This is a genomic window from Runella rosea (assembly GCF_003325355.1).
In the GTDB taxonomy this organism is placed as follows: Bacteria; Bacteroidota; Bacteroidia; order Cytophagales; family Spirosomataceae; genus Runella; species Runella rosea.
Window position 1 is genome coordinate 3,012,127 of sequence record NZ_CP030850.1, and the last position, 16,708, is coordinate 3,028,834.

9 protein-coding genes are annotated in these 16,708 nt (G+C 46.6%); 1 reads left to right on the forward strand and 8 read right to left on the reverse strand.

The genetic code is table 11. The features are described from left to right. Nucleotides 1–29 precede the first annotated feature (29 nt). The 5 genes from DR864_RS12635 to DR864_RS12655 all read right to left on the reverse strand — a co-directional run bounded on the left by DR864_RS12635 (nucleotide 30) and on the right by DR864_RS12655 (nucleotide 10,519). Nucleotides 30–3,197 carry a SusC/RagA family TonB-linked outer membrane protein gene (locus tag DR864_RS12635; RefSeq protein WP_114067325.1) on the reverse strand — a complete coding sequence of 1,056 codons (3,168 nt, stop codon included), beginning with the start codon at nucleotides 3,195–3,197 and terminating at the stop codon, nucleotides 30–32. 84 nt (nucleotides 3,198–3,281) lie between these two features. Further along, nucleotides 3,282–3,884: a peptidylprolyl isomerase gene (locus DR864_RS12640; RefSeq protein ID WP_229599569.1), complete on the reverse strand. Its 603-nt coding sequence runs from the start codon at nucleotides 3,882–3,884 to the stop codon at nucleotides 3,282–3,284. Nucleotides 3,885–4,015: 131 nt separating this feature from the next. Further along, nucleotides 4,016–6,385 (reverse strand): FAD-dependent oxidoreductase, encoded by a 2,370-nt coding sequence (locus DR864_RS12645; RefSeq protein WP_114067326.1) that lies wholly within the window; start codon nucleotides 6,383–6,385, stop codon nucleotides 4,016–4,018. Between the two features lie 151 nt (nucleotides 6,386–6,536). Beyond that, nucleotides 6,537–8,546, reverse strand: a complete 2,010-nt coding sequence (locus DR864_RS12650; protein WP_114067327.1) for a glycoside hydrolase family 2 protein — start codon at nucleotides 8,544–8,546, stop codon at nucleotides 6,537–6,539. Between the two features lie 263 nt (nucleotides 8,547–8,809). Then, on the reverse strand, nucleotides 8,810–10,519 hold the full coding sequence (locus DR864_RS12655; protein WP_114067328.1) for a sodium:solute symporter family protein: 1,710 nt from the start codon (nucleotides 10,517–10,519) through the stop codon (nucleotides 8,810–8,812). Between the two features lie 35 nt (nucleotides 10,520–10,554). On the opposite strand from DR864_RS12655, the gene DR864_RS12660 reads away from it, so the two are divergent. Then, nucleotides 10,555–10,995 carry a DUF6934 family protein gene (locus DR864_RS12660; protein ID WP_114067329.1) on the forward strand — a complete coding sequence of 147 codons (441 nt, stop codon included), beginning with the start codon at nucleotides 10,555–10,557 and terminating at the stop codon, nucleotides 10,993–10,995. Nucleotides 10,996–11,209: 214 nt separating this feature from the next. Here the strand turns inward: DR864_RS12660 and DR864_RS12665 are convergent, their stop codons facing one another. From DR864_RS12665 to DR864_RS12675, 3 genes are read right to left on the reverse strand one after another with little or no spacing between them, the layout of a single operon-like run. Then, a complete protein-coding gene (locus DR864_RS12665) occupies nucleotides 11,210–13,717 on the reverse strand; it encodes a glycoside hydrolase family protein (RefSeq protein WP_114070258.1) in 2,508 nt (835 codons plus the stop codon). 51 nt (nucleotides 13,718–13,768) lie between these two features. Continuing rightward, nucleotides 13,769–15,676: a cellulase N-terminal Ig-like domain-containing protein gene (locus DR864_RS12670; RefSeq protein ID WP_114067330.1), complete on the reverse strand. Its 1,908-nt coding sequence runs from the start codon at nucleotides 15,674–15,676 to the stop codon at nucleotides 13,769–13,771. Nucleotides 15,677–15,717: 41 nt separating this feature from the next. Continuing rightward, nucleotides 15,718–16,707, reverse strand: coding sequence for an FAD:protein FMN transferase (locus DR864_RS12675; RefSeq protein WP_114067331.1), 990 nt, complete (start codon nucleotides 16,705–16,707; stop codon nucleotides 15,718–15,720). Nucleotide 16,708 lies beyond the last annotated feature (1 nt).

Below are 16,708 nucleotides of genomic sequence, written 5' to 3' on the forward strand. Positions count from 1 at the left end.
GTTATAGTTGATATAAGTGAATATTTTTATTAAAAAGTAAATCGTAAGTTACCACCTACGGTGCGACTGCTCGGGATACTCCCCCGCTCTAGTCCTTCACCGATGAGGCCCGTTCCCAATACGTTGGCTTCGGGGTCAATGTGTGGCACTTTCGAACTGATAATCCAAAGGTTACGTCCCTCTACACCTAACGCAATACTGCCGAAAGGTGTTTTGCTAATCCACGATTTAGGCAAATTATACGCAATGCGTACCTCGCGCAACTTAGTATAAGAACCATCAAAAATGTTATTTTCTGGACTAACCGAATTGTCCAATTGGCTCCAATATTGTTGAATGCTCGCCACTGGTTTATCGTTCGGACGGAAGGTGCCGTCGGCGTTACGAATTACACCCGGATCAATAAAAGGAGTCCGGTTGTCGATGGCCGTTTCGGCAGCTAAGCCACTGCCGCGCACAATACTTACCGTTTGTGAGTTGATTACACCGCCCTTGCGCACATCCACCAGAAAGTTAAAATCAATGCCTTTGTAAGAGAACGAGTTGTTAATACCCAACGTCCAATCGGGATAAATGGAGCCAAATACCTTACGTGGGCCAGGCGTCCTTAAGCCCGTTGTGGGGTTGATGATGATATTTCCCTGCGGGTCACGCAACCAGCCTACGCCCTGAATACTGAACGTTTCGCCAGGACGCGCCACCACAAAGATCCCAAATCCGTCGCCCGAAGTGGTGATAAATTCGGTCAACCCAGGGGCCAGAGATTCCACGCGGTTGATGTTTCGGTTGAAGTTAAAGGCTGCATCCCAACGAAAACCTGAACGAGTTTTGAACGGCGTAACGGTTAGCATCGCTTCGAGACCTCTGTTGGAAATTTCACCTACGTTCAAACGTCTGGCCGAGTAACCCGTCGTTTGGGGAATAGCAATGGAGATGATTTGGTCGTAGTTGAGGGTTTTATAATACGTCATGTCCAAGCCCAAACGTCCGCCAAAAAACTTCAACTCCGCACCGAATTCATACGAAGTTTGCTGCTGCGGTTTGAGATTCGTGGGCGGCAAAATATTGGTTGCTCCAAAAGCTGATGCCCCGCCGATAGGATACAAAATATTGAATGTGTAAATATCACTAGCCTGCGTTAATGGATTGTAGGTAAATGATAATTGGTAGGGGTCTTCGTCCGAACCTACGTTGGCGTAGTTGGCGCGAAGTTTGGCATAACTCAAAATATCATTTTTAACAATCCCTAAATTTGGAAACGCTTCAGTCAACACAAAAGACACGCTGGCCGATGGATAAAAATAGGAGTTATTATTAACAGGAAGCGTTGAAGACCAGTCATTTCTACCCGTTACATTGAGAAACAAATAGTTTTTGTAATCAAAGCTAAAGTCACCATATACGCCAAAAATGTCGCGCCGACTGAAGAAGTTGGACGGCACGTTGGATTGGGCGTTGGCAAACGTATAAAGTTGGTCAATATTTAAACCTTCCGACAATAAACGCGAACGGCGAATAGTACGTTGGTTAAACTGGTGTCCAACGATGCCTTTGAAGGTCCAGTTGGTATTGATTTTGCGTGAAATAGTTCCTAAAATGTCCGTTTGGAGTTCGCGTTCAAAAATATCGTTGGTTTCAAACTGTCCGTTTAGGCGTCCGCGTGTTCCTTTGCGCGTTACAGCGCGGCGGTTTTCGGTAAAGAAGTCCGTGCCCACACGCCCTGTTACGTTAAACCACGGCGTTACATCATAGCTGAGGCTGGTTCCCCCATAAACACGATCTACTGTATTGGAAAAACGATTGAACGCTGTCACAAAATAGGGATTGTTCTGAACACCATTAAGGTCAATAGAACGCGCCAAATCGCCCGTCCAACCTACAGGAACTGCCTGCGTCGATGGTGCGAAAAGATTATCTCTCAATTCGTTAATATCTACCGTCACTGGCAATCCCGCCAAAATTGTAGCGATGATATTGGTCGTATTTGAGCCCTGCTGCGGACGTCCGTCGCTGGTGGTGCGCACGTAGTTTACCCACGCGCGGGAAGTCAGTTTATCGGTGATTTTTTTGCCTGCATTGATGGCAAATGTATTGCGGTTCAGTTCAGAACCTGGCACCGTACCTGTTTGACGTAAGTTAGTGTAACCGATGCGATAATCTCCCTGATCGGTAGCACCGTCTAGCGAAACGCTGTTAATCATGGTGTGACCCGTCACAAAGAAATTTTTCCAGTTTTGCGGATACGCCTGCAAGCCCTGCACCGTTTCGCCTTTGTAATCTTTGACAGGTCCTGTTACGCTGGAAATCTTTGGTCCCCAGCCATTTCCTGACTGAGGATTGTACACTCCCAAATTTCCCTGTGCGTACTCTGTTTGGAGTTCAGGAACGCGTAAAACATTGTCGGTGCGATAAGACGAGTTGACCGTCACGTTCATTTTTTTTGCTCCTTGCTTACCGCGTTTGGTCGTAATCACAATCACGCCATTGCGGGCCCGAGAGCCATACAAAGCCGACGCCGCCGCTCCTTTCAGCACGTTCATGGTTTCAATGTCGTCGGGATTCAAATCTCCCGCCCGGTTACCTACGTCTACCCCACCCGTCACCACGTCGGTTTCGGAGTTGTTAAAAGAAGAGTTTGAAATTGGGATTCCGTCCACCACAAATAGAGGCTCACTGGAGCTTGAAATGGAGTTGGCACCGCGAATCATGACGCGGCTAGAACCACCCACCGTACCCGATTGCTGCGAAATACGCACCCCAGCAATCCGGCCCGCCATCGAATTGAGCACATTCGGGTCACGCGCTTTGACGAGCTCAGCGCCCCCGATGGTCGAAACAGCATAGCCTAGTTCTTTTTTCTCACGAACAATCGCATTGGCCGTTACAACGACTTCGTTCAAATTGACCAAATCAGCCTCCAATTGAATATTTATTGTAGACTGGTTTCCAATTGTAACATCCGCCGTTTTGTAGCCGATAAACGAAAACACCAACGTACCCGATTTGTCGGGAACGCTGATTTGGTAGGTGCCGTCGGCCTTGGTTGCCGTCCCTACATTGGTTCCTTTGATTAAAACATTGACGCCAGGAACGCCTTCATTTTCGGGCGAGGTAACTTTCCCCGAAATCGTTTTGGTCTGCGCTCGTCCGAGCATAGACATGCCTAACAACATTAACAGAAGTAGCCTTCTTTTCATGAGGAGATTTGGTTTTTACGGTGTACAGAAAATGGGTAATCGACAAAAAAGGGTTCTTTTGGCTGAATAAAGAACCCTTCTAGGCTATTTTACACGTCGTACAGCGGTTATTACGACGGGATTCTTCAGCAATTGCATGGGATTAGAGAAGGCGTTAGTCGGTCCAGGTTGACCCGTTTCCCCTTTCTGAATTTTGCGTACCACCTTCATGCCTTTCACTACCTTTCCAAAAGCAGCAAATCCCTGACCGTCGGGGTTTCGCTTACCTCCAAAGTCTAGTTCAGGCTGGGCATTGATACAAATAAAAAATTCGGAAGCGCCGCTTTCGGGCTTCCCGCGCGCCATCGAAATGGTACCATCCACGTGCAGAATACCCGTTTTGTTGGTTGTTTCCTGCGGAATGGGCGGCAGCATTTTAGTAGAATCACTTTGAAGCCCTCCTTGGATTACTTCAATTTTGACGGGGCTTGTGGACTGGTTGTCCATACGTACGACGCGGTAAAATTTACCTCCATCATAGCGTTTTTCATCCACATAACGAAGAAAATTGGCCACCGTAATCGGGGCTTTATCGGCGTAAAGTTCAACGATAATCTTACCCATTGAGGTTTCAATTTGAACCTTCTGGGCAAAAGTCAACGAAAACGAGCCGAGAATAAGGGCGAAAATAAATAGAGGTTTCTTCACAAAGGAGGTTATTTTGGCTGAATGGGAGACCAATATAAATGTTATATCCCATTAAGTCAAGCGCTTGCTGTTAAACCTCTAAAAATTTAAAGTTGTTTATGAAATTATGCAAAAAAATTAAAAATACATGCCTAATAACAACGCACCTCCATCAACGCCGCTGGAACATTGGCCGAAGGATGCTCTACTTCGATGGTAAGCGATTGGGTTAAGATGGCACGTTCTAATACAATCGTCCGTTGGCTTTGATGATTATTTTTAACTTCGGCAATTACTTCATTTTTATCATTCAAAATCCGCACATTTTTTACACAAAATGGCATTTCATTTTCAGGATGCGACATCAGAACGGTTTCCATCGGGTGGTCAAAATCCGTATCGAAATGCAGAATTATTTCCGATATACGCTGTTTATCAGGCCATTCTAAAAACAAAGACGGGCTTGTATCCTTATAATCCGCTACCCAGGCATTGGGTTTGTTGGTTGGACGTTGGAGACCGTTACGAATATTTTCGGCCTGAAATGACAACAAAGCTGACTCAAACTTTAAGGCTAGGTTTTTCCCCGCAGGGCGTCGTTGCGGACACCAAAACTCAAACGTGTCCACCCCAATATCTTCAATAGGTTCTTGTTTGCCGTAGTTAGAAACGGCTTTATTAACCAAATTAAACACAGATAACAACCCCGTAATGCGCTGTTCGGAATACTGTAATTTTACTTTTTCGTTTTTTTGAATGGTCAAAAAAGCATAGCTTAAACTTTCTAAGTCTTGAAAGCCTTCAACCCTTTCATCATGACATGCTTTCAATGCATCAGCCATGTTAAATTCTAAATGCACACAATTACGGCCTTTTTCCAACGGAATCAGGCGTTTTTCAAGGATAATATCCGGCGTATGGTTGGCCGCTTTGCTCGAAATTCTGAGTTCTACATCCAAATCGGTAGGTTCATCGGCGTAAGGATGGAGAATGGTTTTAAATATAACGTCGGCGAGGACTGGGCGTCTGCCGTTTAAAACCTCGCCGACGTTGGCTACCGGCAGCATCTGTGCGACCGAAAGCTCCAACCGCTGTGGCTCGCCAGCGGGCAATAGTTCTTCCAAAGCCAACTCACTGCTTGCCGAAATCGTGGCTTTTTGAACTAAATCTTGGGCATCCTGCAAACGCAAATTGGGAATATGCTGCCCCGTTTTAAGCAATTCCTGCTGTAGAGATGCAATATACCGCTTCTCCGAAAGCTGACGAGGCAAGAGGCCTTTTTCAATGCACACTTTCGCGGCCATGCCCACGGCCTGTCCACCGTGCGCACTCGTGGCCATGACCCGTGAAGAACCAAACGCCACGTGACTGGCCGAAATAATACGCCCCGCAATGAACAGGTTATTGATATTTTTGGAATAAAAACACCGGTAAGGAATTCCGTACAAGCCTTTGCTGTGCCATTGATTACAGCTAGATTGACCAATTTCCGAAAAAACACCATCTGACGGATGCAGATCAATGGACCAACCACCAAAGGCAACGTCATCATAATGAGCGCGTTGTTCTACGATATCCTGCTGAATCAGCATGTAATCTCCTTCAAAACGACGACTTTCGCGCTTGCCAGGAATATGCCCGACCCACTCCAACGTAAGGTTGGCGGCTTCGGGAAAATTGCCCGAATTTTTGATGTAATTCCACACTCCGTAGACTACTTTCCACAATTCCCACTTGATGGTTTCGGTCTCGTGAACGGTATCCAAACGCCCGCCGTACTCAATCCACCACAACTTGCAGCCAAACTCCTGTGTATTGAACGAGCGAAATTTGGGTACTTTTTGGGTAACATCATGCGCAAAACTTGGTGGTACAAAAGTGATGGGTTTACCTGCATCTTTAGAATAGAAATAGAGGCTGTGTCCCAGCAATTCACCGTATTCCTTAGAAGGCGCAAATTTCTCCCCAAATTCCTCCTTCGACTCCGCACCCATGCGGAAAGCCGCACCCGACAAAAAGCCAAGAATGCCATCACCTGAAGCATCGCAAAAAAGTGGCGCTACAAGCTCGTATTGCGTTGAATTTTGAGAACAAAAAGCGTACACTTTTGAAATAGTATCGGGCGAAGATTTATCCAAATCATAAACCGAGGTGTTGAGCAACAGCGTAATATTTGGCTCACTAACCACTTTTTCGAGCAAAATAGTATCAAATATCAGCGGGTTGCTGTCGGGATTGCGGTACATGTTTTCGACCAGCAATTCGTCAATAACCCCTCCTTCACGTGCCCAGCGGTTGTTGTTGCCCATGTGTGAGGTAGCGCCCAAGACCCACAATCGCACTTCACTCGATGAGTTACCTCCCAATACAGGACGGTCGGTAACGAGTACTGCTTTTATGCCTGCTCGGGCCGCCGTAATGGCTCCGCACAATCCCGCCAAGCCTCCTCCTACCACGACCAAATCAGCGGTCAATGTGACACTTTTAGGCAATCTTTTGCCTGTTGCTTCTGCTTTAATCATCCCTATTTCTTTCAAAAATTCGTATTAATCGTGTCGTTTATGCTGTTTAGACTTTCCAAGTCTTGCTGATTTGCGTTTTTAACGCGAATCCTCGGAATGTGCGTTTAAAACGCACTGCTCAAAAGTTCGCATTGAAAATGCAAACCAACTTTTATTTCAATTCAAACGTTTCGGTAATCACCGAAAAGCCCGTGGGCTTCATCACTTCCAGTGTTACGTTTTTCTCAAATCCGCGCACCGGAACTTTCACTTCCATGCTTTGACCAGGCTGTAAATCAGGAATTACCATGGTTTTCTCATTGGTTTTGAGCACGTATTTTTTAATGGCATACGCAGGGAAGTCATTCCGGGCTTTTACCCGAATCACCAATTGATGTTGCCCCTGTCCACCTGCTTGATAGCTTACTTTTTCAAGCGTAACGGGCGACATTTCACGACGATGTGCGGCATACAAGGGTCTTTGAGTACGCTCCGGTCCTACCAAGCCCCACGGACGATAGCCATTGGGATTTGTTCCTACATGCCGACTTTGATAATCATTATACGACCACCACGAAGCTCCAACGATGTAAGGCCGCTTTCTAATTTCCGTCATTACACTCTCTAAATGAGCCACTTGACCTGCTTCACCCGTCGCATTGTCGGCGCGGGTTCCCCACTCACTGATCAAAATGGGCTTATCGGGATACAGGGCATGAATATGGTCAAAGGCTTTGGCGTGATTTCCGTAGGTATTGGTCGAGACAAAATCGCAGTATTGCGTCGCTTCGTCCTCGGGTTTTGCAGGCAAGATATTGAGGCGCATAGAAGCAAAGGTGTACAAACGTGTCGGGTCAAGGCTACGTCCATACATCATCATATCTTTGGTCCAACGCTGCCCCGACGGGGTTTCCGACAAATATTCATTGCCCACGCTGTAAGCGATGACACTCGGGTGATTCCAGTCGCGCTCCATCATTTCCCGAAATTGCTGCTGAAATTTGCGGCGAATGGTGTCATTATCCATTTGGGTCGGCGTAAGTTGCCAATTACCAGGCTCAGTAATGATGAGCATTCCGTAGCGGTCGGCCAAATCGTAAAAGGTTTCACTCGGGGTATAATGCGTCAAACGGTGAAATTCCATGCCAGCTTCTTTCATCAGTTTGAAATCTTTTTCGACCAACCAATCCGGTTCCAGTGAACCTAAGCCCGGATAATCAACAACACGGTTTCCTCCCGCCAGTCGTATGGGTTGACCGTTAAGCAACAATTGCGCATTCTGCACTTCCATTTTACGAATGCCGAAATTGGTCGAAAGCGTATCGCCATTGATGGCCGCCTGAAGTTGGTACAAGGTTGGCTCGTCGAGATTCCATAATTTTACTTCGGACGATTTCAACGAAGTTTCTGCTTCCAAAACCGCCGTTTGTCCGGCTGCAACAGAGGGCGAAGTTGTTTTCCAAACCAATTTTAACGGTTGATTTTCCAAGGAAACGACGGTCGTCAATTTGGGCGTAACGACCTGTTTGGACGCATTCCGCACGCGGGCTTTGAGGCGCACATTGGCCGTTCCTTTAGCCAAATCAGGCGTAGCTTCCACTTTCAGATTTTCCAAATAGACTTCCGATTCTGTGGTCAAATACACGGGACGAATCAGTCCTCCGTAATTGATCCAACCCGGAAACGGGTCATTGGCATTACCGTTGTCTTTCGCGCCGGGAATGGAGCCCGTTTGCCACGTATCGTTATTAATGGAAATGGCCAAAACGTTATCACCCGATTTCAGGAAGTCGGTGATATCAAAATGGAACGGGGTGTAGCCGCCTTCGTGCGTACCTACTTTTTGGTTGTTGAGCCAAACATCCGAGGTGTAATACGCGGCGTCAAAATGCAAAATAACACGTTTTCCCGCCTGAGGCTGCCACGAAAATGGCTTTCGATACCACACCGTTCCTGTATAAAATTGATAGCGCGGGTCTACCGAAAAGCAATGCGGAACAGTTACTTTATCCCAACCGTTTGCATTGTAACTATCTTTAAACCAACCCTTTGCTACACCTACCTCGCGGGTATCCATGGCAAACGACCACTGTCCGTGCAACGGTATGGCGTCGGGTTGACGAAGGGTGTATTGCCCAAAAGCAGTAATAGAGACAAGAAAGAATAAAGCACTTAATTTCATACAGGTTATTTAATTGATTGTCAGGGCTAAAGCCCTTATTCAGTTTAGCTTTGCTTCATTTGCCCCACGCTAAAGCGATGGGATTAAAGGAGGTTGTGCTCATTACGACATACCTCCAACTGATTTTACCCACTATGATAGCCTCACGCTAAAATGCTGGGGTTAAGGGAGACTACTCTCCTTACAACCACGTCCTTTAGGGCGTGGACAACGCCGGGGAATCTATTCAAAGGGCTTTAGCCCTGACTGATTTCTTTTCTCCTTCAAACATTCACAGTCGGTTCCCCTTTCGGAAGCTGAATCTTCCGGGCAGCATACCACGGAATGAGGGCGCCAAAAAGAATCACGACCGCAATTCCTGCTGTTACAATTCCTCCCGATGTGGCAAATGCACTCAATCCCAACAACATGGCCGCCACAAAAACCAGCGCCCCCGCAATGACCCGCATTCCGAAACGATTTTGGCGTTTGATTTCAATGGCTTCCTCTTCTCCTTCCGCCAATTTGGCGGCTTTGCGCGTGGCTTTGATAGCTAAGTATTGTTCATATTCTTCAGAAATCAGGCCTTTGGAACGGGCATATAATTCATACGCAAGCAACAACACCAAAGGTAAGCCAATGCCGATAATGGTTTCCAAAGCCCGGCTCAATTTGAAATCCAACAGCCAAGGTGACAGCACTTTAAAGAACAGATTGACCGTTAATCCGATAACAGTTATCCAAAAAGTGGTTTTTCCATTAATTCTTTTGGAGAACAGCGCCCAGAGCGGCGGTGCTAACAACGGCCCACCTGAAATGGCCGAAATACTCAACACCACCTCCACAATTCCGCCCGCCGCAGGTACGAGTAAGGCAATGACGATCATCCCCAACCCGAAACCCCAAGACGAGAGGCGAGCTATTTTAATCAATTGTTTATCAGAGGCTTTTGGATTAATAAATCCTTTGTAAATATCATTGGTAAACACCGCAGAAACCACATTCAGCGTGGTATTCGCACTGGCAGAGGTGGAGAAATACATGCCCGTGAGCATCAGTCCCAACAAACCCGGCGGCAATACGGCTTTGCAAATCAGCAGATACGCATTTTCGGTATCTAAACCGACTAAACTAGGATTGAGCGCGCGGTAAATCATGGGCGGCAGCATCCAAATCATGGGGCTGACGAGGTACAGAGCGGCAAAAAGAAAGGCCACTTTCCGAGCTGATTTTGGGCTATCGACGCTGGTATAACGTTGCACAAAGGTCCAGTTGCCCCCAATGTAGGCAATGTGATACAGCACAAAAGCCATTACAAAACCCAAGGTGTATTCTCCATGCAGTAAGTTAAAAAAATCGTCAGGAACGGATTGCGTAAATAGCTCAAAACCACCAACTTTATCCAATGAAAGTGGTAACAGAATAAACACTGCCGCCGTCAGAATGACGAACTGAAGAATATCGGTGACCATCACCGCCCACAGCCCACCCACAGCGGTATAGGCAATCATAAAAAGTCCCAATACAATCGTGGATTCGACCAATGGAAAACCCAATGAAATGCTAACCAGTTTGGCGACAGGATACAATACCGAGCCTTTGATAAAAACCGACACTAAGGTAAAAATACCAATGTAGGTTTTCTGAACGCGTTCGCCGAGACGTTCTCGAATAAATTCTGCCGCCGTCAGGTTGCCCGTAGCCCGCCAACGCGGCGCCAAAAATAGGCCCGTCACAATGGCTCCGAGACACATTGTCCACTGAATGGTGACCGCTACCCAACCGTGTTTGTACGCAATAGAGCCCCAGGCCACGAAGGTACCGGCCGAGAAAAAAGACATAAAAAGCGACAATCCGCCAATGAACCAGGGCACCGCCTCGCCTCCCGCAAAGAAGGATTTGAGGTTGCGGCCCGTTCGGGCAAACAGCATCCCGATGGCCAGCACAAAGGCCGAGAAGATGAAGATGACGGCGGTATCAATGGTTGAGTTCAAAATTTGTTAGTTTTGTGGCTTAAAAAATTAGTATTGTGAATTATCCGAGTTATGTATTTTATTCAAATCAAAATTCTACAGAATTCTTCTTTGAAAGTATTGGTTCAAAAGGGGTTATAAATAAAGTCATTGCTTTTCAAGAAACATCTTTCGCCGGTATTTATAATCTTGCTTTAGGCGATATCAATCCTTTAACTAATGAAGTTGATGACACCGTGGTAACAGACAATGGTGATACAGAAAAGATTTTAGCTACAACTTTTCAAATTGTGAACCATTATTTTTCTTTATTTCCTCATCATCAAATTTATTTTTCAGGTAATTCACCGGCTCGAAATCGGCTTTATAGAATTGCAATCAACCATAGTTTTTATGCGCTTGATTCTATTTTTGAATTGTTTGGTGTTATGAATAATGAATTAGAGCCTTTTGTTTCAACCCGTCCATATCAAGCTTTCTTGATTAGAAAAAAATAATTCTTTAACTTTATTTTCAAATTCTCTCTTTATGAAAGTCAAGACCACTCAAAAAATTGAAAAAAGAACGTTGCCCGCTCTCAAATCAAAAGATGGAAAACTTCCATTTTCTGATAAGCTGGCAAAGGCTAACGAAATCTTGGCTAAAACGGACTTATCTATCTTGAAGCGAAAATAAATCTGTTCGCTCCTTCCTCTTTTTAATCATCCTATTTCATTTCTCAATCGTCATTACTTCAAAACCAATGGCCGGAAGTTGCTTCTTCATTGACTTCCCTTTCACAGTCACCTGAAAATCAGTAGCCTGCGCACGATTGTTCAGCAATACAACAAAGAGTTTATCCTTCTTTTCCGATTCCGCCAAAATGTAATCAATCGTGGGGTTATCCACTATTACTAAGTTCTCACCCACGATAAGATTGGCCTTTTCTCCGTTGATCATCCCGGCGGCAAAACCGTAGCTTTGGTGCGGTCCCACTTTGGGCGTCACAAATCCGCGCGGAAACTTCACCTGCCCATTAGAACGCAATTCGGCTTCGGCCATCAGGTAGTCGGTAAGCCAACCGATCTGCCACCACGCATGGTGCGGATACGGCCCGGCTCCGCGATTCATGGCGTTCCAATAGTAAGAAGCTACGCTCGTTTTGGCATCCACAAAGGCATCACGTCCCCACGCCACCGAACGCGCCATATCGGCAAAAATGGGTTCTTTCGTCAACTGATGCATCCGAATAAACAGCCCCGCATGACTCGCCAATTGAATGGGGCCATGGGTATTTGAAGAACCAAAAATTCCTCCGTGTTCAAAACTTAACCCTGCTTGCGAAATCTCCCAATCTTCGCGTTGTGTACCGTTGACTGTTTTGAGGCTTCGGTTTGGAATGGGATGCGTATAAATGGAAGCGGTATAAACCTTGGCGGCCGTAATGGCAGCGTTTTTGTACTTTGAATCGTTGGTCAAATCATACAAATCCAGCAACGCCTGCGCCGACTGCGCCGTGGCAAAATCGGGTGCGTAACGGGCGTCACCGCAGACACCCAGAAAACCGCCCGTTTCCACGGCATTTTTCACAAACCAATCGGCTCCTTTTCGGGCGGCAGCCAAGTATTTCGGGTCTTTGAGAATACGATAAGCGACCAGCAAACCGTAAAACGTTGGACGCACGTCCTGAATATCTTTGAAGGCTTCCTGCTCGGTTTTTCGGTCGTAGGCTACGGCCCAGCTTCCGTTGGCTTTTTGGTTTTTCTGCAACCATTCCGCTCCTGCCTGCAAACGCTCTTTGAGGGGCTGATTGTTGGGATCAAAGAGCAAAATATTGCCAATGTCCAGCATCGTGTAATAAGTTACCGCAATGGGTTCCACGACCTCACCCCACTCTTCGGTAAAGCGTTTTGATTTGGCCAAATAATATTGTCCCGCCAGTGCGCCTTTGAAGAAACCCTCGTCGGAAATTTGCTGCGTAAACTTGAAATTCAGCGCGTAAGGCAATACATTTTTTATCAACAAACTGTCGTTGGTAGCCTTAGCCAGCATCCACATCGCGCCGTAGTCGGAGTTTTTCATGGCGTCTTTGTTGGAACCCACCACGCCGCCCAGATACGACTGCGCCCCTATTTTCAATCCTTTGTACTCTTCAATATTCCAAAGCGATGTTTTGGGGTCGGTCAGGTAATGGTGCATTTTTTGGATACGGTCGGTCAGCGATTGCTTGCTTTGACGCAGGCTGAGGGCTTCTTTGAGTTGATAAATATTGTACGCGGCGTGGTTGATGGCCTTGAACCAATCGCCGTCAATTAAGCTGTAACGAAATGAGTAAGTGACTGTCTCACCCGCTTTCAGCTCGGATTTAGGCTCCCCCAATACGGGATAATACAACGTGGGCGAAAGTTGTGATTTTCGGTTTTTGTGCGATAAACCGATGTTCCAATTTTGGTGCGTGTTTTGGCCTTTTTCCCACGGGTCGCGGCAGAGCGCGGGGTCAGGAATAACTGAAATCGTTATACCATTTTTAGTAGAAACCAACGGACTCAACGTGCTCGCTGAACGCTCCCGATACACCGCAGGCAGGGCAGGAACGCCATGTCCGTAGGCGTAAGCCAACGCAAAATTCGGTTGTATAAAATTCCCCTGAAAATAGCCCGGCACCGACGCCCAAGCCATATCTGTTTCATTGACAGAGGCAATGGTCGGCGTAGCCAACGAAAAGTAGCCTGCGGCTTTAGAAGTCAGGGTTTGTTTAACAATAATATCGGTTGGGAATTTCGGATCAAAACTCCATTCGGTCGTTAGGTTGGCAGCTTCCGTTTCGTGCTCGAAGGTTAAGTTATTACCTGACGTTTGTTTTGCTTTTTTCGCAAAAAAATGAAAGGCTTTTCCAGCAGTATTCAACGAAACGGGACTGATGCTTTCAGCCCACCATTTGGTTTGATAGTGGTATTTAGGGCCAGGAAATTCTTCGCCCGTAATGCTTTTAACGATCTGTTCGGGTTTGTCCGAGGGCTTCTCGGCGGCATAAAGCAAAGTATTTTCACCCGACGGCGTTTTTAGGTTCGTCCACGTTTGACCCTTTTTGACCGACAGGGTCTTGAGTTGCCAACCTTGGGTGCTGTTTTCCCACCGCATTTTCACGGAAGAACTTTCCAACACCAAAGGCTTAGATGATTGACTGAAGGTATCAATCCAAAAACCAAAAAAGAAAATGTATACAAACTTAAATTTCATCTCTACAAATGTTTTGGCCTCCGCGCGGCGGACCGTTCCGGGGCTCATATATTATCTTACAATTACTTCAGCTTTTTTAGTAAACCCCATCGTTCCATACGATACTTGCAGCGAACGGGAGGCCGCAGGAATAGTATAAGATGCCCGAAAAATTCCCGTATTTTCTCCAGTTTCAATCACTTCAATAGCACTGACTGATTTACTGTTAATTGACAATAAAACCTGTCCTTTCTCGGCCAGATTCCAGTCCATATTCAGGGCTGCTTTCAGTTCGAGGATAACAGTTTCTCCCGCTTTGGCTTGCTTGAGTTCTTTTCCATCCCGATTCAAAATTTTCACGTATTGACTGCCGAGTGTGGAAAAAGTCAGCGTGGCCTGCCAACCTCGGTTAGACACGCACCAACCTTCCGTGGCGTAGGCATCTTTTCCGATCAAATCCTGACTTTCATTTCCGCCAGTTGTTGCCGTTTTTGTTTTCTGAAAATCTTTGTCCAACGGCGAACCGTCGAGTGTGCCGCGCACTTTGCCCAACATTCCGTAACCGTTGGGATGCGCGGCAGGCCAACCGTGTTCAACACCTTCCCAATAGCCGCCGATGTCGAGGCGCTCTTTGCTTTTGTTACTCAAATGCGCTCCTACGGGATTGACTCCAAACACAAAATCAACCTGCGCCCACCCCAAATCGCGCAATCGAGTGTCGTTTAATAGATGCGCCACGGCAAACATCGAACCACCCAACGCAGGCGCCCCGCCTAGTTCTTTGGTTTTGGGATGCGCCCATTCCGTTTCGCTGTGGACGCGGTATTTCCAAAAATTATTGGTCTTTTGGTGCATGTGCGTGGCCCAGGCACTCAATTTTTCTTTGGTTCCTTTGGGTGCGTGTTCGGGCGCAATCAACAAAAAATACGCCAATGCCTGCGGGGTAATGTGCTCGGCGTTCCGAATCCACCACATATGCCGGGGATTATTAAAATCCCAATTTTGTATAATATCAGTGGCGCTTTCCTGGGCCCATTTCAGGTATTGTTGGGGTTTACCGCTGGGTTCGTTCTTTTCGCACAAATACATGAACAAATTGCTGAACACCGACTGACCGTAAGCATTGCCCATTTCGTTAAATTCCTGAAAACCAGCATCTACCCATTTGTTGCTGTATGTCCAGTAGCGCACTACTTTATGACGGTCGTAGGCCATCCATTTTTCATTGCACACCTGACGGTATTTCAGGTATTTTTCGCGGGGTAAATAAGGTTTTAGGAAATCATGATAGGCCGCACATACCACCGAAAGTTGGTCTAATAAATTCCAATAATCGTACTGCATCCGTGGTTGTCCTTCGTAGCCCAATGAGCCGTGGCGAGTGCCCACGGGGCCTTGATAGGCAACGTGCGCGTAGGCAAATTCGGCATGCCAGAGAATAAGTTCTATCAAATCAGGCACATTTTTATCGCCAAAATCGGTTTTCCAGCGGTCATACAGGGCAGGATTGGAGGCGTATTGCAGACATTCAAAAATGGTTTCCAAACCATACGCACCGCCATCCCGCGAAGGGCCGCCGCCGTAGACTTTGGGTAAATTGGCATTGATGGGGTCTTCGGAGCCTCGTACATCAATAAAGAATTGATAACCCAGCTTTGACGCTATCTTTTCCAGTAAATGGTCGGCGATCCAAAACGGAACGGAAGTCCCGACACCCTCCACTTCTACCCGAAACTCATCTTTGGAAACGGGATTGAAGCGCGTAAACCAACCTTCCTGATTCAGTATTTCACCTTCAAATACGGCTTGATTAGTTGCAGTATTGATAATCTTAAATTTTGCCCCGTCTTTTGCCCCCACGCACACAAAGCGTTTGGATTCGCCCAGATTATAGCCGGCCTGATTGACCAACACCGACACTTTTTCCTGTTGAGCGAATGACGTTATACAGCAAGTGAGTAAAATAAAAAATACGCGCATTGAGCTATTGTTTAGTGCGACCGGACCCACCGGCTGATTTCTTACAAATTCTTTATACCAGCCGTTGAGAATGTTTTCAACTGGCCGGCATCATCCGTATAAAGGATATACACGTCCATATCTCTTCGGGTAACCATAAACTGTTTGACCGCTTCCAATCCCATGACAAAAAAAGCGGTATCGTAACCATCCGCGGTAATGGCATCTTCTGCCAAAACAGTGACGCTGAGGATGGAACTCTGCTCCATTTCGCCCGTTTTTGGGTTGATAATGTGACTAAATACCTGACCGTTGACCTCGTACCGATTTCGGTAATTGCCTGCCGTGGTCATGGCTCGATTGTGCAGCTTGATTGTTGTTTGCAACCTGGCTGGATGCAGTGGGTTTTCGATGCCTATGGTCCACGCTTGCCCGTCATTTTTCTGTCCTTTTGTCCGAACTTCTCCGCCAATTTCCACCATGTAGTTTTTGATTCCCTGCTTCTCCAAAACGCCCGCTACTACATCTACACTGTAGCCCTGCGCAATGGAATTGAGGTCTAACCGAATGTTTGCCTTTTGTTTAACAACCGATATCGAATCAAAGGTTATATGCTGAAAACCAACGTACTGCAACAATGAATCCACATTCACAAACGTCCCTTTCGGCCGTTTTGCTGGCCCAAATCCATAGGCTTCCACCAACGGCAACACGGTTGGGTCAAACGCCCCTTTTGTATCTCGAAATACCTCTGCCGACTTTTTCAGCACAGTATAAAAGTGCGGCGACATGAACCGATGACTCATCGACCGATTAAACTGTGAAATCTCGGAGTCGGGTCGATAGATTGACAGAGATTGGTCAATCTCTGCCAGCAAAGAATCAATTTGTTGTTGAAACGAACGCTTTTGCTCGTCACGATATTTAATACGATACGTTGTTCCCTGCGCCTCTCCTGTCAGGCTCACCATTGACTCTCCCAAAGATACACTCCCCTGCCCCTGCCCAAAAGCAGGAATGAAGGCAAGTAGAAGGAGGAACATCAGTTTCATG

Bases quoted from the DNA above. Each gene is read 5' to 3' on its own strand.
- DR864_RS12635 (WP_114067325.1), bottom strand. From the start codon at position 3,197: ATGAAAAGAAGGCTACTTCTGTTAATGTTGTTAGGCATGTCTATGCTC.
- DR864_RS12645 (WP_114067326.1), bottom strand. From the start codon at position 6,385: ATGATTAAAGCAGAAGCAACAGGCAAAAGATTGCCTAAAAGTGTCACA.
- DR864_RS12650 (WP_114067327.1), bottom strand. From the start codon at position 8,546: ATGAAATTAAGTGCTTTATTCTTTCTTGTCTCTATTACTGCTTTTGGG.
- DR864_RS12665 (WP_114070258.1), bottom strand. From the start codon at position 13,717: ATGAAATTTAAGTTTGTATACATTTTCTTTTTTGGTTTTTGGATTGAT.
- DR864_RS12670 (WP_114067330.1), bottom strand. From the start codon at position 15,676: ATGCGCGTATTTTTTATTTTACTCACTTGCTGTATAACGTCATTCGCT.
- DR864_RS12675 (WP_114067331.1), bottom strand. From the start codon at position 16,707: ATGAAACTGATGTTCCTCCTTCTACTTGCCTTCATTCCTGCTTTTGGG.